The 19164-nt window shown below is 69.6% G+C and carries 12 protein-coding genes; 5 read left to right on the forward strand and 7 right to left on the reverse strand.

The annotated features are described in order from the left end of the window. Positions 1-49: 49 nt before the first annotated feature. Together G7043_RS45545 and G7043_RS45550 are read right to left on the reverse strand one after the other, a co-directional pair. Positions 50-1093, reverse strand: a complete 1044-nt coding sequence (locus G7043_RS45545; RefSeq protein WP_166055645.1) for a potassium channel family protein — start codon at positions 1091-1093, stop codon at positions 50-52. After that, positions 1090-2511: a M20/M25/M40 family metallo-hydrolase gene (locus tag G7043_RS45550; protein ID WP_313888416.1), complete on the reverse strand. Its 1422-nt coding sequence runs from the start codon at positions 2509-2511 to the stop codon at positions 1090-1092. Before G7043_RS45550 ends, G7043_RS45545 begins: the two co-directional genes overlap by 4 nt. Positions 2512-2573: 62 nt before the next feature. On the opposite strand from G7043_RS45550, the gene G7043_RS45555 reads away from it, so the two are divergent. After that, the gene (locus G7043_RS45555) at positions 2574-2954 is read left to right on the forward strand and encodes a DoxX family protein (protein ID WP_166055650.1); all 381 of its coding nucleotides are present in this window, start codon (positions 2574-2576) and stop codon (positions 2952-2954) included. Between the two features lie 76 nt (positions 2955-3030). Then, on the forward strand, positions 3031-3558 hold the full coding sequence (locus G7043_RS45560; protein WP_242643408.1) for a hypothetical protein: 528 nt from the start codon (positions 3031-3033) through the stop codon (positions 3556-3558). 1 nt (position 3559) lies between these two features. Here the strand turns inward: G7043_RS45560 and G7043_RS45565 are convergent, their stop codons facing one another. Both G7043_RS45565 and G7043_RS45570 read right to left on the reverse strand, forming a co-directional pair. After that, positions 3560-6916: an ATP-dependent helicase gene (locus G7043_RS45565; RefSeq protein ID WP_166055654.1), complete on the reverse strand. Its 3357-nt coding sequence runs from the start codon at positions 6914-6916 to the stop codon at positions 3560-3562. A gap of 172 nt (positions 6917-7088) precedes the next feature. Beyond that, positions 7089-10226, reverse strand: a complete 3138-nt coding sequence (locus G7043_RS45570) for an ATP-dependent helicase (protein WP_166055656.1) — start codon at positions 10224-10226, stop codon at positions 7089-7091. 240 nt (positions 10227-10466) lie between these two features. Between G7043_RS45570 and G7043_RS45575 the strand changes: the two genes are divergently transcribed. Then, the gene (locus G7043_RS45575; RefSeq protein ID WP_166055658.1) at positions 10467-11414 is read left to right on the forward strand and encodes a chitinase; all 948 of its coding nucleotides are present in this window, start codon (positions 10467-10469) and stop codon (positions 11412-11414) included. Between the two features lie 45 nt (positions 11415-11459). Here G7043_RS45575 and G7043_RS45580 read toward each other — a convergent pair whose 3' ends face one another. After that, positions 11460-13460, reverse strand: coding sequence for a putative bifunctional diguanylate cyclase/phosphodiesterase (locus tag G7043_RS45580; protein ID WP_242643409.1), 2001 nt, complete (start codon positions 13458-13460; stop codon positions 11460-11462). 221 nt (positions 13461-13681) lie between these two features. Next, the gene (locus tag G7043_RS45585) at positions 13682-14497 is read right to left on the reverse strand and encodes an SAM-dependent methyltransferase (RefSeq protein ID WP_166055662.1); all 816 of its coding nucleotides are present in this window, start codon (positions 14495-14497) and stop codon (positions 13682-13684) included. Between the two features lie 161 nt (positions 14498-14658). Here G7043_RS45585 and G7043_RS45590 point away from each other — a divergent pair, with 161 nt between their 5' ends. Both G7043_RS45590 and G7043_RS45595 read left to right on the forward strand, forming a co-directional pair. Next, on the forward strand, positions 14659-15972 hold the full coding sequence (locus G7043_RS45590; RefSeq protein ID WP_166055664.1) for a cytochrome P450: 1314 nt from the start codon (positions 14659-14661) through the stop codon (positions 15970-15972). Between the two features lie 17 nt (positions 15973-15989). After that, positions 15990-16985, forward strand: a complete 996-nt coding sequence (locus G7043_RS45595; RefSeq protein ID WP_166055666.1) for an alpha/beta hydrolase — start codon at positions 15990-15992, stop codon at positions 16983-16985. On the opposite strand, the gene G7043_RS45600 is transcribed toward G7043_RS45595, so the two are convergent. Continuing rightward, complete coding sequence (locus G7043_RS45600; RefSeq protein WP_166055668.1) at positions 16982-19078, reverse strand: putative bifunctional diguanylate cyclase/phosphodiesterase; 2097 nt, start codon at positions 19076-19078, stop codon at positions 16982-16984. The genes G7043_RS45595 and G7043_RS45600 overlap by 4 nt on opposite strands. Positions 19079-19164 lie beyond the last annotated feature (86 nt).

Genomic DNA, 19164 nt, shown 5'->3' on the forward strand with positions numbered 1-19164 from the left:
GTCGAACATCCTGCCTCGGCGACGCCGAGGCAGGATGTCGGCGTGCTGTCTACTCCTCGCCGGGAGGAGTCACCTTCTTGACGTACAGCAGCCGGTCCCCCGGCTCGATCGCGTCCGCCTCGGGAGCGTCCACCCGGTAGAGGGTCTTGCCCCGCACCACGCCCAGCACGATGTCGGGCAGGTGCCGCGGCGACCCGCCGATCTCGCTCTTCTCGACGTCCCGCTCCGCGATCGCGAGCCCCGCGTCGGGCGTGAGCAGGTCCTCCACCATCGCCACCACCGACGGCGTCGCCGTGGCCATGCCCAGAAGCCGGCCGGCGGTCTCCGACGACACGACCACCGAGTCGGCACCGGACTGCTTCAGCAGGTGCTCGTTCTCCCGCTCTCGCACCGACGCCACGATCTGCGCCTTGGGCGCGAGCTCGCGGGCGGTCAACGTCACCAGCACCGCCGTGTCGTCCCGGTTCGGGGCAACGACGATCGCGCGCGCTCGGGCCGCACCGGCGACCCTCAGCACGTCGTTGCGCGTACCGGAACCATGCACGGTCACGAGCCCGATGGCAGACGCGGCGTCGAGCGACTCCTGCACGGTGTCCACGACGACGATCGAGCCGGGCTCCACACCGTCACCGAGCAGCGCTGCGACCGCCGACCGTCCCTTCGTGCCGTAGCCGACGACCACAACGTGGTCCCGCACGATCCGCCTCCACTTCTGAATGCGCAACGCCTGCCGGGAGCGCTCGGTGAGAACTTCGAGTGTCGTGCCGACCAGCACGATCAGGAACAGGACCCGCAACGGCGTGATGACCAGAACGTTGACCAGCCGCGCCGACGACGACGCGGGCGTGATGTCGCCGTAGCCGGTCGTCGAGAGAGACACCGTCGCGTAGTAGAAGGAATCGAGCAGCGAGACGCCGTCCTCGTTGACGTCGCGGTAGCCGTCGCGGTCCAGGTAGACGATCAGCACCGCGAGCAACAGCGCGCCCATCGCACCGACGACGCGTTTGAGGATCGCGCGGCCAGGGCTTTGCGCCTGGTCAGGCATCCTGATCACGCCGACGAGCGAATGCGACGCCTCGTCAGACAGGCTCATCGGGTCAACCTCTCGGGCAACATCCGCCACAGGTGAGCAGCCGCCTCCGCGCCTTTGAGGAGCAACGGCACCACAACGCGCTCGTTCGGCGCGTGCACGCGATCATCCGGCAAGGTCGCGCCGAGGTACACGAGGGGCACCCCGAGCCACGCCTGCAAGACCGCCGCGGGCCCCGATCCGCCGGCCCGCGCGAACCTGACCGGCTGGTCGAACGCGAGCTCCAGCGCCTCCTTGACCGTCGCGTTGGCCGGGTCGTCCGGGCTGATCGCGTACGGCGGCACGCCCTCGCCCCGGAAGCTGACCTCCGCCCGGATGCCCGCCGGCGTGTGCTTCGCGACGAACTCCTCCAGCTGGTCCTTCACCTTCGCCGGGTGCTGGTCCGGCACCAGCCGGAAGCTGATCTTCGCCGTCGCGGTCGCGGGGATGATCGTCTTCAGGCCGGGACCGGTGTAGCCGCTGCTGATCCCGTTGACCTCGGCGGTCGGCCGGACCCAGATCCGTTCGAGCGTGGTGTAACCGGGCTCGCCAGTGACCGCCTGCGCGCCGCCTCCGTTGTGCGCCAGCCACTTCCGCTCGTCGAACGGCAGCTCGGCGTAGTCCTCGCGCTCCTTTGTGGACGGTTCCAGGACGTCGTCGTAGAACCCTTCGAGCTGAATACGGCCGTTGTCGTCGTGCAGCGCGGCGATCAGTTTCGCCAGCGCCGTCGCCGGGTTCGGAATCGCACCGCCCGCGCGCCCGGAATGAACGTCCTCGGTGCCGCCGAAGAAGGTGATCTCCCCGCCGAGAACACCCCGCTGCCCGGTGTTGACGGTGGGCGCCTCGCGTTCGTGCAACGCCGTGTCCGTGAACACGACAAGATCGCAGTCGAGGTCCTTTTTGTGGTCTTCGAGCAGTTTTCGCAGGTGCGGAGAACCCGATTCCTCCTCACCCTCGATGAAGAGTTTCAGCGTGACGCTCGGCGCGTCCTGCCCGGTCGCGGCCAGATGCGCCTTCACCGCGAGCAGGTGCATCGCGACCTGCCCCTTGTCGTCGCTCGCGCCGCGCCCTCTGATCTCGTCGCCGCTGATCACGGGCTCGAACGGCGGGTGGTGCCAGCGCTCGACCGGATCGACCGGCTGCACGTCGTGGTGACCGTAGACGAGCACGGTCGGCGCCTCGGGATCCGCGGCCGGCCAGCACGCGTAGACCGCCGGAAGCGCCGGTCCCTCGCCCCAGATCCGGATCTCCGGCCAGCCGTCCTCGCGCAGCCGATCCGCCAGCCACTCGGCGGATCTGAGCACGTCAACGCGGTGCGCCGGGTCGACGCCGATCGACGGGATCCTGATCCACTCGCAGAGCCCGGCCACGAAGGACTCGGTCAGCGCGGCGATCGCGGCGCGTTCGGGACGACGTTCGGGATGATGAGAATCACCTGCCACGCTCGTGGAGAATAGGCCAGGCCCACCTCGCCTACGCGGCGTAGGCATGACAGGGTGACCGCATGGAACCGAACCGTTCCCGAGCGCGGTCGGCGATGGCTCTGGCCGCACTGCTCGGCCTGGCGGGAGTGACCCACTTCACCAGGCCGAAGTTCTACGACGCGATCGTCCCCCGCACGTTGCCCGGCACCCCGAGGCAGTGGACCTACGCGTCCGGCGTCGCCGAACTCGCGGTCGCGACCGCGGTGGCCGTGCCCCGCACGCGCCGTCTGGGCGGGCTGGCCGCCGCCGCGTTGTTCATCGCCGTCTTCCCGGCAAATGTGAAAATGGCTCGCGATTTCCGCGACAAGTCGCCGAAGGCGCGGGCCCTGGCGTATGGTCGCCTGCCATTGCAGATCCCGCTCGTGGCTTGGGCCTGGAAAGTGGCCAAAGCCGCTCCATGAACACCCTGGGTAATCCTTAACCAAGTATCCCGCAAACGCTGTCATTTTCCGCGCGAGGAACCTTAGGATGCGCCCTGTGCACACGCTTCTTCAGCGCGCCGCAACCGCGCTCGGCTGGGACGGAGTCGTCGTTCCCGACGTCGCCGTCCTGGGTCAGCAGGTGTCCGCGGTGGTGCGTCTGCTGCCCGAAGTGCACGAGTGGAGAACCCAGAACGGCTGGCCGCCGAGAGCCGACCCGTCCTGGTTCCGCTCCTGGTTCGAACCGGAGGCCCACGACCGCCTCCCGGTGGCCGCCGTGGAACTCGTGGGCGTCCTGGTCAGCGAGTCCACGACAGACCGCGCCCTCCAGTCGTGCGGCACCCTGCTGACCCTGGCCCCGTGCGCGGTGATGCTCCCCCGCACCGACGAGTCCCAGGCCTGGTCGTACATCGAACTCGACTACTACGGCATCGGCGTGGTGGTGGCCGACGACTCCACCGCGGACCTGATGGTGCCGCCGGAGGACCGCTCGCCCGAGTTCGGCCCGTCCCTGTTCGGCCGGTGGCTGCTCGAGGTCCTCTACGAACGGGTCCTGAAGGCCTCGCACGCTCCCGCCGGAGCCTGACTCACTCCACGGACCGGATCAGGTCCTTCAACCCCTGCTCGTCCAGCAGGTCCGCCGGCCGTTCCGTGTGGTCGTGCCGCACGTAGTGGAACGCGGCCCGCACGTTCTCCAACGGCTCTCCCACCAGCGCGGCCCAGGCCAGCCGATACGCGGCGAGCTGCACCGACAGCGCCGGCAGGGCGTCCGCGTCCGGCACCGCGCCGGTCTTCCAGTCCACGACCGTCCAGCCGTCCGGATCGCGGTACACGGCGTCCATCCGGCCCCGCACCGAGATCCCGTCGAACTCCGCCTCGAACGGCACCTCGACGTCATGCGGCGTCCGGTCCGCCCAGGCGCTCCGCAGGAACGCCTCCTTCAACTTCTCCAGGTCCGCGTCCGGAGCGGCGTCGGAGTCACCCGCGCCGGGCAGCTCGTCGATGTCCAGCAACCGGGTGGCGCCGAAGCGGTTCTCCAGCCACGTGTGGAACGCGGTGCCGCGGCGCGCCAGCGGGTTCGGCGGGAACGGCAACGGCCGGCGCAACCGGCGCGCCAGGGCGTCCGGGTCCTTGGCCAGCTCCACCAGTTGGGAGACCGACAGGTGGTCGGGCAGCTCGACCTGTTCCCGGCGGTTCTGGGCGGCGGCGCGTTCGGCCAGCAGCACGTCGACGTCGCGGGCCCAGCCGTCCGGGTCGTCTTCTTCCGGCATCTCCGGGTCGTCGGGCACCACGTCGTCGGGCAGCGGTTCGGGCTCCGGCGGGAAGTCGTCGTCCGGAGGCTCGTCGGTGGGCGGCGGGTAGTCCTCCTCGACGACCTCCGGCGCGACCTCTTCGAAGATCAGCGGCAACGGCTCGGGCGGGGTGTTGCGCAGCGCGTCCAGCGCGGCCAGCACCATCGCGGCGCCCTCGACCACGGCGTCCCGGCGTTTGCCCAGGGGGTCGGCGGGCCACTGGGAGGTCTTCACGTCCTCGGCGAGCGGGTTCGGGGTGTCCGCCTCGGGTTCGGGAGCCCACGCGGAGATGTCGCCGGGCGGGTTGTCGCGCTGCAGGACCTCGTGCATCTCCTGCAGGAACACCGAGGGGCCCTTGGGCTTCTCGCCGGACTCCGACCACCAGTGGCCCGACATGAACAGGGTGTGCTCGGCGCGCGTGACGCCGACGTAGAACAGGCGGCGCTCCTCGACCAGGCGGCGGTCTTCGAACTCCTCGGCGTGGATGGCCAGCGCCTCGTCGACCTCCTTGCGGTTGAAGCCGGCGGACAGCTTCAACACCGGCAGGTCGGCCGAGTCGCCGCGCAGCGACGCGGGGAGCTCGGTCACGGACTTGAGCCAGCACGAGGACTTCTTGCGGCCGGGGAACACGTCGCGCACCAGGTGTGGCAGCGCGACGATCCGCCACTCCAACCCCTTGGCGGAGTGCACGGTGAGGATCTGGACGCGGTCCTCGGAGACCTCGACCTCGCCGGGTTCCAGGCCGTCCTCGGCGTGTTCGGCGGTGTAGAGGTAGTCCAGCAACGACGGCAAGGTCGCGGACGGGCTGGCCGCCGCGAAGTCCGTGACCACGTCGGAGAAGGCGTCGAGGTGCGCGCGACCGACCATGCCGGGACGCGACATCGACTCGATGTCCAGCAGCAGCGTGCGCTCGACGTCCGCCACCAGTTCGGACAGCGGTTGGTCGAGCCTGCGCCGCAACGCCGCCAGCTCGCCGCCGAGCCGCCGGATCCGCCGGTAGCCGTCCTGCGAATAGGCGTCCGGGTCACCGGGATCGTCCAGCGCGTCGGCCAGGCCGGCCTGCTCGGCGTGTTCTCCGGGCAGCGCGTCCGCCAGCACCAGCAGTGGATCGTCCACAACGGACTGTCGCGGCGCGACACCGGCCAGATCCCGCGCCCGTGACCACAAAGCGGCCAGGTCGACGGCCGCCAGCCGCCAGCGCGAACCGGTCAGCAACCGAGCGGCAGCGGTTCCGGCCAAGGGATCTACCAGCACCCGCAGCGCCGAGACCAGGTCGCGCACCTCGGGTTCGTCCAGCAACCCGCCAAGACCCACGACCTCGACCGGCAACCCGCGCTCGCGCAACGCCGCCGCGATCGCCGCCATGTCCGAACGCCGGCGCACCAGCACGGCGGCGGTCGGCGGTACGCCTTCGGTGTCGAGGTGCGCCTCCCACTGCGCCGCGAAGTTGTCCGCCATCCAGTCGAGCTCCTGGCGGATGTCCTCGTGCAGGGCGAGACGCACGTCACCGGGACCGGCACCGGGCCGCGCGCGCAGTTCGTCGACGTCCAGACCGGCCTGGCGCAGCGGCAACGACACGGCGTTCGCCAGTTCCAGGACCTCCGGCGGATTGCGGAAGCTGGTCAGCAGCCCGAACTTCCTGGTCGGCGGGAAGTCGTCGGCGAAGCGCGGCAGGTTCGCCGCGGACGCCCCGCGCCAGCCGTAGATCGCCTGCGCCGGGTCGCCCACCGACGTCACCGGCATCGGCTCGCCGTCACCGAACAACGACCGCAACAGCACCCGCTGCGCGTGCCCGGTGTCCTGGTACTCGTCCAGCAGGACCGCGCCGTAGCGTTCGCGCTCACCGGAAGACACCTCGGGGAACGCGGCGAGCTGCGCGGCCAGCGACATCTGGTCCGCGAAGTCCAGCGCGGCTTCCTTGCGCTTGCGCTGCTGGTACGCCTCCAGCAACGGCAGCAAGGCAACCCGCAACCGTTGTGCCGCAATGACTTCGCGCAACTTCTCCGGCAACGCGTCGCGCTGCCGCGGCGCCTTCGGAGCGTTCTCGATCAACGCGCACAGCTCGGCGGCGTGCGCTTCCAACTCTTCCGGCGTCACCAGGTGCTCACCCAGCTCACCGGCCAGCGACAGCAGGTAGCCGGTGACCGTGGCAGGCACCTTGTCCGTGTCCAGGTCCTTCGCCCACGTCGACACCACGCGGTGCGCGAGCTGCCACGACGCCGTCTGGGTGAGCAGCCGCACGCCCGGCTCGACCGGCAGCCGCAGCCCGTGCTCGGTCACCAGCCGCCCGGCGTACGCGTGGTACGTCAGCACGACGGGCTCACCGGTCAGCACGGCCATCTTGCGCTCACCGCTGGGATCCAGGTCGTCCAACAAGGACGATCCGGCCAGCCTGCGCAACCGCGCCCGCACCCGGTCCGCGAGCTGACGCGCCGCCTTGCGCGTGAACGTGAGGCCCAGCACCCGGTCCGGCAGCACCAGGCCGTTCGCGACCAGCCACACCACGCGCGCGGCCATGGTCTCGGTCTTGCCCGCGCCGGCGCCCGCCACGACCAGCGCGGGCTGCGCGGGTGCGGCGATCACCTCGGCCTGCTCGGGGGTCGGCTTGTTCAGCCCGAGCGCCTCAGCGATCTCAAACGGGCTGACGGTCATCGGGCACCCAGCTCGCGCAGCACGGAACCGGCCCCGAAGGCGGCAGCGCGGTCACAGGTGCTGAGCAACGTCACCCACACATCTTCCTACCCGGCCCGTACGCGTCCGCACCACCCGGCCCGGTGTGTTCGCCGACCATTTCGAACACTGAAACGTGCAGGTCAAACACCACTTACTCACTCACTTGCCGCCCGGACGGGTGGACCGGGCACGTCGTGCGCGCCGGGCAGCGGTCGCAGTCCGCGTTCTCGCGCGCCGTGTACTGCGGGCCCAGCACGGACTCCGCGGCGCCCTGCACCACCTCCAGCCACGCCTGGACGCCCTGCTCGTCCAGCGGCGCCTGGGTGCGTTCGACCGCACCCGTCTTCTTGTCCTCCTTCGCGACGTACAGCAGCCGCGCCCCGCCGGGCTCGGTGCCCAGGCCGATGTGCGTGAAGCCGCCCAGCGACGACGCCAGCTGGTAGACGGCCAGCTGCGGATGTTCCTGCGACGCCTCGCGCGACACCGGGCTCTTGCCGGTCTTGAGGTCGATCACGACCGGGCGGCCGTCCTCGTCGCGTTCGAGGCGGTCGACCCGGCCGCGCACCTGCAGCCACGGGCCGCCGTCGCGCTTCGGGACCTCGACGACCATCTCCTCCTCGACCGCGACCTGGGTGAGCTGGCTGCGGCTCATGGCCAACCAGGCGAGGAACGTGTCGAGCATCTTCTCCACGCGCAGGCGTTCGCGGCGGGAGAACCACGGCGCTCCGGCGTCGACCGCCGCCCACGCCTCGTCCAGTTTCACGCGCAGCTGCGCGGAGTCAGCGCCCGACGCGGCCGCCTGCGCCAAGGCGTGCACCAGCGTGCCGGTCACCGAGGCGAGCTCGGCCGGGTCCTGGCCGCCGTGCCGCTCGACCACCCACCGCAGCGGGCACTTCGTGATCACCTCGATGGTCGACGGCGTCACGCTGACCTTCTGGTCTTCCGTCCACAGTGGAGCGTCGATCGACACCTCGGCCAATCCGTACCAGGACTCCGGGTGCGCGCCGGGCACCCCGGCCTCGGCCAGCCGGGCCAGCTGCTCGGCCGCGCGCGACCGGCGCGCGGGATCCTCCGTGTCCGAGCACACCACCCGGCGCAGTTCACCGACCAGTTCGCCCAGCACCAGACCGCGCTGCGGCCGGTGCAGCTTCCGTTCGTCCTCGGCGGACGACTCGATCTCGTCGAGGAACCGCGACGGCTGCTCGTCCTCCCCGCGGACGGCGCTGATCAGCAGCTTCGACCGGGCCCGGGAAGCGGCCACCAGCAACAGCCGGCGCTCCTCGGCCAGGATCGGCGCGACCGCCGACACCGACGGTTCGAGGCCGGCCAGCACGTCCACCATGCGTTCGACGCCCAGCACCGTGCCGCGCAGCCGCAGATCAGGCCAGCTGCCCTCCTGCACGCCCGGCACCGCGACGACCTCCCACTCGCGACCGGCCGCCGAGTGCGCGGTCAGCACCGACACCGCCTCGCCGGTCGGAGCGGCCGCGGCCAGCGTGTCGCCGACGATCCGTTGCGACTCCAGGTAGTCCGCGAACCCGGCGACGCCAGAGCCGGGCAGCCGGTCGACGTACTTCGCGGCCGCCTCGAACAACGCCACGATCGCGTCGAGATCGCGGTCCGCCTGCATGCCCGGCATCCCGCGCCGGGCCGACTGCGCCACCCAGCGCTCCTGCAGACCGGTCGCCGTCCACAGGTCCCACAGCACGACCTCGACCGACTTCCCGGCCTCGATCGCCTTGCGCGCCAACGCCAGCAGGTGCGCGATCCGCCGCGCGGGCAGCGACTCCGCGTCCTCCAGGGCGGCCAGCCGGTCCGAGGTCTCCACGACCTCGACCAGCAACTCACCGCTCGGCCGGTCACCACCGGCAGCCATCTCCAGCCGCCGCAGACCCCGTCGCAACCGCCGCAGCGCCAACGGATCCGCGCCACCGTAGGAGGACGACAACAGCATCGCCGCCGTGTCCTCGTCCAGCGACCCGGGCGAAGCAGCGGCACGAACGAGAGCCAGCAACGGACGCACGGAAGGCTGCTGCGCCAACGGCAACTCGTCCGACGGCACCGCCACCGGCACACCAGCGGCGAGCAACGCCCGTTGCAAGACCGGCAAGGACAACGTCGCCGACCGCACGACCACCGCCATCTGCGACCACGGCACCTCATCGGCCAGGTGCGAGCGCCGCAACTGGTCGGCCACCCAGGAAGCCTCCTGCGCGGACGACGCGAGCAACCGCACCTGCACCGACCCCTCACCGTCGGCCGGCAGCACCGAACGCGCGGGAGAAGCACCCGGCAGCCGGGCAGCCAGCCGGGCCACCGCGTCCCGGACCTCGGGCGTCATCCGGTGCGACTGCCGCAACACCACGGTCTCGCCCGGCACGTCCCGCAGGATCTCCGGATCGGCACCGCGGAACGTGAAGATCGCCTGGTCCGGATCACCGGCCAGGACGAACCGCGCGGCACCCGACCCCAGCGAACTGATCAGCGAGTACTGCATCGGATCGAGGTGCTGGGCGTCGTCGACGAGCAGGTACCGCACCCGCCGCCGTTCGCCGAACAGCAGCTCCTCGTCGTTCACGAACGCCGCATAGGCGCTCGACACGAGCTCGGCAGCGTCGTACGCGGGGGCGTACGCCGTCGCGGAGTCCATGCCGGACAGCAGGTTCACCGCCTCGTACTGCGCCCCGAACCGGCCGGCCGCCACCCACTCGTCCCGCCCGTGCTCCCCACCGAGCTCGATCAGGTCCTCCGGCCCCAGACCGCGTTCGGCCGCCCGCAACAGCAGGTCGCGCAGCTCGTGCGCGAACCCCGGCAGCTCCAACGCCGGCCGCAACCGCTCCGGCCACTGCAGCGCGCCCAGATCGACGTCACCGGCGAGCAGTTCGCGGACCATCGCGTCCTGATCAGGCCCGGACAGCAACCGGGGAGGCGGCTCGCCGAGCAGCACGGCCTGGTTGCGCAGCACCGCGAACGCGTACGAGTGCACGGTCCGCACCAACGGCTCGCGGATCGTCGACAACCGCCCCGTCAGCAACCGCGTGATGTGCGCGCGCAACGCCACGGACGCACGGCGGTTCGCGGTCAGCACCAGCACGTTCTCCGGGTCAGCCCCCTGCTCCAGCACGACGTGCGCCGCCAGCTCGGCCAGCAACGTCGTCTTGCCCGTGCCGGGACCGCCGAGCACCCGCAGGAAACCCTCGTGCCCGAAGACCCGCTGGGCAGCGGCGTCCCACCGGGGACGCGGGCGCGTCTCCGGCTTCCGGCGGACCAGCTGGGGTGGAAGTGCCACGACTCGATTTCACCACGCTGCACCGACAAGATCAGCGATGCCCGCCGATCGGAGCACGCTGAAGGTTGATGAGGGGAGCTTTCATCAACCTGAGGTTGATGAAAGCTCCCCTCATCAACCACTACCCGGTTTTCGACTACCTTCTTGACAGATAGAGGTGGTCTAGTCCACTTTTGAACACGTTGTGAGCCCCCTCACTGCCAGCTCCGCCGCCCTGGACCGAGCAGTCTTGGAGGACTGATGAAGCGGTTCCTCGTCGGCGCAGTCGCTGCCACGTGCGCGGCGATCATGCTGCCCACGACCGCGCAGGCGGCCGTCAACCCCGTGCTCGCGGCGCCGTACCTGTACCAGTGGGGCGGCCAGCCCAACCCCGCCACGGTGATGCAGCAGACCGGCATCAAGTCGTTCACCCTCGCCTTCATCCTCAGCGACGGCGGCTGCAACCCGAAGTGGGACGGCACCCGCTCGCTGACCGGGTCGGACAAGACCCTGATCAACAACATCCGCGCGGCCGGTGGCGACGCCGTGCCGTCGATCGGCGGCTGGTCCGGCAACAAGCTCGGCCAGAAGTGCTCGAGTGCCAGCGCTCTCGCCGGCGCCTACCAGAAGGTGATCGACGCCTACGCGCTCAAGGCGATCGACATCGACATCGAGGCGCAGGAGTTCGAGAACAACACGGTCCAGGACCGCGTGCTCGGCGCGTTGAAGATCATCAAGCAGAACAACCCCGGCGTGAAGACCGTCATCACCATGCCGACCGACCGCACCGGCCCGAACTCCTGGGGCAAGCGCCTGGTCACCCGCGCCAAGGAACTCGGCGCACCGATCGACACGTGGGCCGTCATGCCGTTCGACTGGGGCAGCGGCGGCGACATGTTCGCCTACACCAAGAGCGCGGTCGACGGCCTCAAGAACCACGTCAAGTCCACCTTCGGGCTCACGGACGACGCGGCGTACCGGCGCAGCGGCCTGTCGTCGATGAACGGCAAGACCGACACCGGCGAGACCGTCACCCCGCAGAACTTCCGCGACATCGTGACGTGGGCGAACTCGAAGCACCTCGCGCGCGTCTCGTTCTGGGCCGTGAACCGGGACCGCGGCAACTGCGGGGCGATGAGCTCCTCCTGCAGCGGCATCAACCAGCAGACCTACGAGTTCACCAAGGCGCTGGCGAAGTTCACCGGGTAGCGACGAGCTCCTCCGGTGACCGGACGTGCCCCCGACCCCGTCCGGTCACCGGGGTTCCAGCTCCTCCAGGAACTCCCCCGGCGGGCGCGGCACGCCGAAGTGGTCGCCGGTGGCGAAGTCCGCTCCCGCCGCACGCCACCACTGGGCCTGCTCCGCGCTGGAGATCCCGTCGACCGCGACCGCCACACCCCGCTCCCGCACCAGCGGCAACAACGCCGCCACGTAAGGAGACCGCGTCGCCACCAGACCGCGCGCGACCCGCACGGCCTGCACCGGCAGCTCCGACGCGAGCTGGCCGAAGTCCAGCGGCCCGAGTCCGAAATCGTCGATCGCCGTCAGCACGCCAAGACGGGCGAGCACCGTGAGGTTGTCGGCCGCGTCGGCCATCGGCAACACCCCGCCGGGCATGCTGATCATCAACTGGTCGGGCGCCAGTCCGGTCTGGTCGAGCACCCTCACGACCCGCGAGACCAGATCGGCGTCGGCCGACTGGTGCGCGGTGAGCCGCACGGCCACCGCCCGGTCGAAGTGCCCGCGCTGCCGCCACCACACCGACTGACCGCCGGCGACTCGCAGCAGCCATTCACCGAGCGGTAACACCAGCCCGGTCGCTTCCGCCAGTCCCGCGCACCGGTCGTGGTCCAGCACGCCGAAGTCCGGACGGTCCCAGTGCAACGCCGCCTCGACTCCGCTCACCGCACCGCCGGCCAGCTCGACGACCGGCCGGTACCGCACGCTGATCTCGCCGTTCTCCCACGCGGCCGGCATCTCCACGGCCAGCGCGTCGTCCCGCCGGTCCTCGGCGTCCTGGCCGGCGTGGAACAGCTCCCACTGCCCGCGCCGCCCCGTCTTGGCCCTGCGCAACGCCCGTTCCGCCGCCCGCAGCACATCGGCCGGCTCCGCGTCCGTGTCCGGCCGGTGCACGACGCCCGCGCTCACCGACACCGCGAGCCCGTGACCGTCCACAAAGGTCGGTTCGAGCAGCTCGTCGTTGATGCTCTTCATGATCACGCCGATGGCGGGCGTGTCCGCCGTGTTCTCCAGGAAGACGCCGAACTCGTCACCGCCGAACCGGGCGATCATGGCCTTCTCGCCGGCCAGCAACGCCTTCAACCGCTGGGCCACGTGCTGCAACAGCCGCTCGCCGACCCGGCCGCCGAAGCTGTCGCAGATCATGCCGAACGCGTCCACGTCCAGGTGGAAGATCGTGATGCCGTGCTCGGGACCGGCCTGGCGCAGCGCGATCTCCAGCTGGGTGCTGAAGAACTGCCGGTTCGGCAGCCCGGTCAGCGCGTCGTGCAACGACTGCCGCTTGAGCTCGTTCTGCAGCAACGCGAGCTCGGTGCCGTCCTCGATCACCACGACGAAGTAGCCCAGCTCGTCGTCCGCGCCGCGCAACAGCGACGCGGTCAGCGACAGCCGCGCCGCCTCACCGTCCTTGCGCAGCATCCGCTGCGACTGCCTGATCCGCTCCACGCTGCCGGCGACCAGCTCAGCCATCGCTTCCCGCAGCACGTCGGTGAATCCCGGCGCGATGAGGTCGAGCAGCGGCACCCCGACGAGGTCCTCCTGGCTGTACCCGAGGATGTCGCCGACCGCCGCGTTCGTGCTGAGCAGCCGCCCTTCGAGGTCGACGATCAGCACACCGTTGGTGGACGACGTGACGACCTCGTTGAACCGGGCTTCGCTCTCCTTGAGATTCCAGTTGGCGTCGCGCACGGCTTTGAGCAGCGACCGCTGCATGCTCTCCTGCTGGGTGAGCACCGACTCGGTGTTGGCCGCGCTGAAGCCGCTCCCGAGTGCGCCGATCACGAGCGCGACCCGTTCCGCGTACCGCTCGACGGGCTGGAACTCGGGCAGCGCCGGCAGGCCCTTGCCGAGCACCTCGGCGGTGCACCGCAGCCCTCGGTGGCCGAGGTACCCCAGTTCCGCCAGTTCCGCCCCGGCCTGTTCTGCCGCGGCGGCGGGGAATTCCTTCTCGTGCAGCATCGCGCACAGAACGTCGAGCCGGCTGCTCAGCTCCTCGTCGAGAGCGTCCCGGCCCATGGGGATCGACACCGTGCTGAGCAGCCGATACGCCCATTTCCGGGCAAGCGCGAGTCGCGCCTTGGCATTGTCCTGAGGCGAGGGCGTGACGTCTGGTATTCGACTTGAGTACGACATTCCGGGGACTGCCTCGCAATGGGCTCAGATCCCGGGCAGTTTACCCACAGACGGTCGGTCGCCTCTCGACCGTCCGCGTGATTCACTCGCTCGATCGGCGTTTTCTATGGTTTGCGCCCGACTCCGGCGTACGCGATGTCGTTCACGCTGGGATCATCTGATATGTCACCGGGTCCGTAAGGCCGCCATTCGGCGAATCTGACGAGGCCGGGCTCGGCCAGTTCGAAATCACCGAAGAACGCCGCGATCTCGTCCCGGCTGCGTTCGACGGCCAGTTGCCCGCCCGCCTGGCTCATCCGGGCGATCGCCGCCCTGGCCCCCTCGTTGGTGTGATCGGCGGCGAGGTGCGTGATCGCCAGATAGCTCCCGCTGGACAGCACCTCGCGGTAGTGCTTCATCAGTCCCCACGGATCCGCTTCCGTCGGCACCCAGTGCACCATGTACAGCATGAGCAGCCCGATCGGCTGATCGAAGTCCAGCAGCCGGCGCACCTCGGCGCTGTTCAGGATGCTGTCCGGGTCGCGCATGTCGGCCTGCACCGCACCGGTGAGGTCGTTGTCGGCGAGGATCAGCTCGCTGTGCGCGATGGCCACCGGATCGCGGTCGACGTACACGACCCGGCACTCGGGCGCCGCAGCCTGCGCGACCTCGTGCACGTTGGCCACGGTCGGGATGCCGGAACCGATGTCCAGGAACTGGCGCACGCCCTGGTCGACCATGAAGCGCACCGCGCGACCGAGGAACGCCCGGTTGATCCTGGCGGCGCTGCGCATCTGGGGCATGTCGCGCTCGACCTTCTGCCCCATCAGCCGGTCCACCGCGAAGTTGTGCGCACCCCCGAGCATGTAGTCGTACAGCCTCGCCGAACTCGGCACGGAGACGTCCACGCTCTGCGGAACCCAGTTCTTTTCATCGGACACGGCGGCCACCTCTTCGAGTTTTTGGACGCACAAGCTTAGGCAGGCACGAAGCAGCCGGGGTTACACCACCGGAGTGAACACATGCCACCCGATCGGGCACTGTCGTCCTGGGCCGAACGGTCATATTGTGGCCACTTCTTTCCATGCCACGAGGAGCGATGATGTCCGTGCCGGTGGCACCCGGCAGGCTGCCATTTCTCGGGCACACCTTGCCAATGCTCAGAAAAAGATTCGAGTTCACCGCGAATTTGCGACGTCACGGCGATCTCGTGGAGATCTACCTCGGCCCGATGCGGACGTTGTTCGTGACCAGCCCGCAGCTGATGCACCAGGTGCTGGTCACCGACGCGCCGAAGTTCCACAAAGGTCAACTGTTCGACAAGTTCCGCCCGTTCATGGGCAACGGCCTCGCGATGTCGAACGGCGCCTTCCACCTGCGGCAGCGCCGGATGATGCAGCCGGCCTTCCACCGCGACCGGATCGCCGGCTACGCGGACGTCATGACCCGCGCGACGCACGAGCTGGTGGACCGGTGGCGGCCGGGTGAGGTGCGCCGGGTCGAGGAGGACGCGCAGGCGCTCGCCATCACGATCGTCGGCGAGTCGTTGTTCTCCACCGAGATCGGCAAGCTCGCGATCGACGAGGCGCGCCGCTCGGTCTTCGTGATCATCAAGAACGGGATCGTGCGCGCGCTGTCCCCGGCGTTCGTCGAGAAGCTGCCCATCCCGGTCAACCGCGAGTTCGACGCCGCGATCGCCCGGATGCGCGCGATCGTGAACGAGGTCATCGCGAGCTGGCGCGCCGACGGCACCGACCACGGCGACCTGCTGTCGACCCTGATGCTGGCCAGAGATCCCGAGACCGATGAGCCGATGACCGACCAGCAGGTGTTCGACGAGGTCATCACGCTGCTGTCGGCCGGGATCGAGACCACCGCCCTGGCGCTGGCGTGGGTCTTCCACGAGATCGCGGCCAACCCCGAGGTCGAACAGCGGCTGCTGGCCGAGATCGACGACGTGCTGGCAGGACGCCCGGTGACCTTCGCGGACGTGCCGAAGCTGACCTACGCAGGCCGGGTGGCCACGGAGGTCCTGCGGAAGTACTCGATCTGGCTCCTCATGCGCCGCACCGCGGAGGACGTCGACCTGGGCGGCACCCACCTGCCGCCGGGCACCGAGGTGATCATCAGTCCGCACGCGATGCACCACAACCCCGCGCTCTACCCCGATCCCGAACGCTTCGACCCGGACCGCTGGGCGCCCGAACGCGCCCGGCAGCTGCCGAAGGGCGCGTTCGTCCCGTTCGGTGGCGGCATCCACCAGTGCATCGGGAACCACTTCGCCCTGACCGAGATCGTCATCACGATGGCGATCGTCTGTCCCCGCTACCGGTTGGTCCCCGTGCAGCCGCCGCGCTCGAAGTTCACCAACGCCGTTTACCCCGTCGGCCTGTTCATGAAGGCCGTTCCCCGTTAGATGGAGGTTGTTCCCCAATGCGTCTCCGTCGGCTCTGCGCCGCCGCATTGCTCGCACTCCTCGTTCCCGTGCCCGCTCCCGCGAACGCGGTCGAGACGAGCTGTCAGGACGTGTACACGCCGGTGCGCTTCGGGCTCACCCAGCAGACCATGTACGGCAGGCTCTGCGTACCCCAGGGCGCCACGACGGTCCAGGTCCTCGTCCCGGGCGGCACCTACACGAACACGTACTGGGACATCCCGGTCGACCCCGACGTCCGCTCGGTGCGGCAGGCGATGAACCACGCGGGCATCGCCACCATGGCGGTGGACCGGATCGGCACCGGCAAGAGCAGCAAACCGCTGAGCGCACTGATCACCACCCTGAACCAGGCCGAGGCCGTGCACCACGTGATCACGACCCTGCGCCCCAGGTTCCAGAAGGTGCTCATCGCGGGCCACTCCATCGGTTCCGCGGTCGCGCTCGCGGAAGCGGGCACGTACCACGACGTCGACGGGGTGATGATCAGCGGCTTGGCCAACCAGTGGGACTACACCAGGGTGACGCCCGCACTGACCAGCCTGATCCCCGTCACGCTCGACCCGCGCCTGAACAGGCTAGGCCTGGACCCCGGCTACCTGACCACGGCGCCAGGCGCCCGCTACAACGCGTTCCACAAGCCCGGTCCGCTGAACCCCGCGGTGATGGACTACGAAGAGTCCACAAAGGACGTCTTCGCGGGGAGTGAAGCCGTCACCGCCATCCTCATGAACAACATCGTGATCCCGTCCAGCCGCGCCGTCACGGCACCGGTGCTGTCCGCGCAGGCCCGCGAGGACTACTTCTGCGGCACCCCTCCGCTCGGTGCCGACTGCTCGTCCGGCGAGGCGCTGGCGGACTCCGAGAGGGCGTTCTTCCCGAACGCACCGCGGCTGGAGGGCTTCGTCCTCGCCGGCTACGGCCACTGCCTCAACTTCGCGCCGAACTCGGCCGGGTACCACGATGCCGTCACTGCGTGGCAGCGCAGCATTTAGAGCTGCTGCAACAACTCGCCCGCGTCCAGCGGGGACCCGAAGCGGGCGCCGATCGCGAGGTCGGCGCCCGCTTCCGTCCACCACTTCGCCTGCTCGGCGGTTTCGATGCCGTCGACGCACAGGTTCACGCCCAACTCGTGCACGGCCGGAATCAGGGCCACGGAACGAGGATCCTGACGCCGCTCCAGGTCCTTCGGCACCACCACGGTCGCGATCGGCAGCTCCGCGAGCCACGCGAGATCCCGTGCCCCGAACCCGAAGTCGCCAATCGCGGTCCGGACACCCATGCGCGCGAGCACCGTGAGGTTGTCCGCCGCGTCGGCCATCGCCAACACCCCGCAGGGCATGCTGACCATCAACTGGTCGGGCGCCAACCCTGTCTGCTCGAGCACTCCCACCACGCGCGAGACCAGGTCCGCGTCGGCCGCCTGGTGCGCGGTGAGCGGCACGGCCAGCGGCTGGTCGAACTGCCCGCGCTGCCGCCACCACGTCGACTGCCCGGCCGCGACCCGCAGCAGCCACTCGCCGAGCGGCAGGATCAGCCCCGTCGCCTCGGCCAGTCCGGCGCACCGGTCGTGGCCGAACCCCGGACGATCCCAGTACAACGCCGCCTCGACACCACTGACCGCACCATCGGCCAACCGCACGATCGGCCGGTACCGCACGGAGATCTCACCGTTCTCCCACGCCGCGGGCATTTCCACGGCCAACGCGTCATCGCGGCGGTCCTCGGAATCCTGGCCGGCGTGGAACAACTCCCACTGCCCGCGCCGGCCCGTCTTGGCCCTGCGCAACGCCCGTTCCGCGGCGCGCAGGAGGTCGACCGGCTCCGTGTCGCGGCCCGGCTGGTGCACCACGCCCGCGCTCACCGACACCGCCAGCCCGCGACCGTCCACAAAGGTCGGTTCGAGCAGGTCGTCGTTGACGCCCTTCATGATCGCGCCGATGTCCGGAGTGGTCGCGGTGTTCTCGATGAGGACGCCGAACTCGTCACCGCCGAACCGGGCGATCATCGCTTTCTCGTTCGCCAGCAGGACTTTCAGCCGCTGCGAGACGTGCTGCAGCAGCCGTTCGGCGATCCGGGCGCCGAAGGTGTCGTACAGCATGCCGAACGCGTCGAGGTCGAGGTGGAAGATCGTGACGCCGTGCTCGGGATCGGCCCTGCGCAGCGCGATCTCCAGCTGGGTGGTGAAGAACTGGCGGTTCGGCAGCCCGGTCAGGGCGTCGTGCAACGACTGCCGCTTGAGCTCGTTCTGCAGCAACGCGAGCTCGGTACCGTCCTCGACCACCACGACGAAATAGCCCGGCTCGTCGTCCGCACCGCGCAACAGCGACGCGGTCAACGACAACCGCGCCGCCTCACCGTCCTTGCGCACCATCCGCTGCGACTGCCTGATTCTCTCCGCGGTGCCGGCGACCAGGTCGTCCATCGCCGTGCGGAGCATCTCGGCGAAGCCGGGGACGATGAGGTCGAGCAATGGCACGCCGACGAGCTCCTCCTGGGTGCGCCCGAGGATCTCACTGATCGCCGCGTTCGTGCTGAGCAACCGCCCGTCGAGGTCGACGATCAGCACACCGTTGGTGGACGACGTGACGACCTCGTTGAAACGGGCCTCGCTCTCCTTGAGATTCCAGTTGGCGTCACGCACCGCCTTGAGCAACGACCGCTGCATGCTCTCCTGCTGCGACAGCACGGACTCGGTGTTGGCGCCGGCGAATCCGGTCCCGAGCGCGCCGATCGCGAGCGCGACCTGGATCGCGTGCCGCTCGACCGGCTGGAACTCCGGCAGCGCGAGCAGTCCCTTGCCGAGGACCTCTGCGGAACAGCGCAGCCCTTGCTTGCCGAGGTATCCGAGTGCCGCGAGATCCACACCAACGCGCTCGATCGGAGCGCTGGCGAACGGTTCTTGGTGCAGCATCTCGCACAACTCGCCGAGCAAGCCGCTCAGTTTCGCGTCGAGGTCTTCCCGGCCCATTGGAATCGCCGATGTGCTCTGCAGTCGATACGACCATTTCCGCACCAGCATCAACCGCGCCCGGACGTTGTCCTCGGGCGACGGCGTGCTGTCTGGTATTCGACTCGGGTTGGGCATTGAGGCTGCCTCACCATGGGCTCAGATTGCCCGGCAGTTTACCCACCGTCGGCCGGTTCCTTTTGGCCCGACCGCGTGAATCAGCG

Source organism: Lentzea alba (assembly GCF_011067745.1).
In the GTDB taxonomy this organism is placed as follows: Bacteria; Actinomycetota; Actinomycetes; order Mycobacteriales; family Pseudonocardiaceae; genus Lentzea; species Lentzea alba.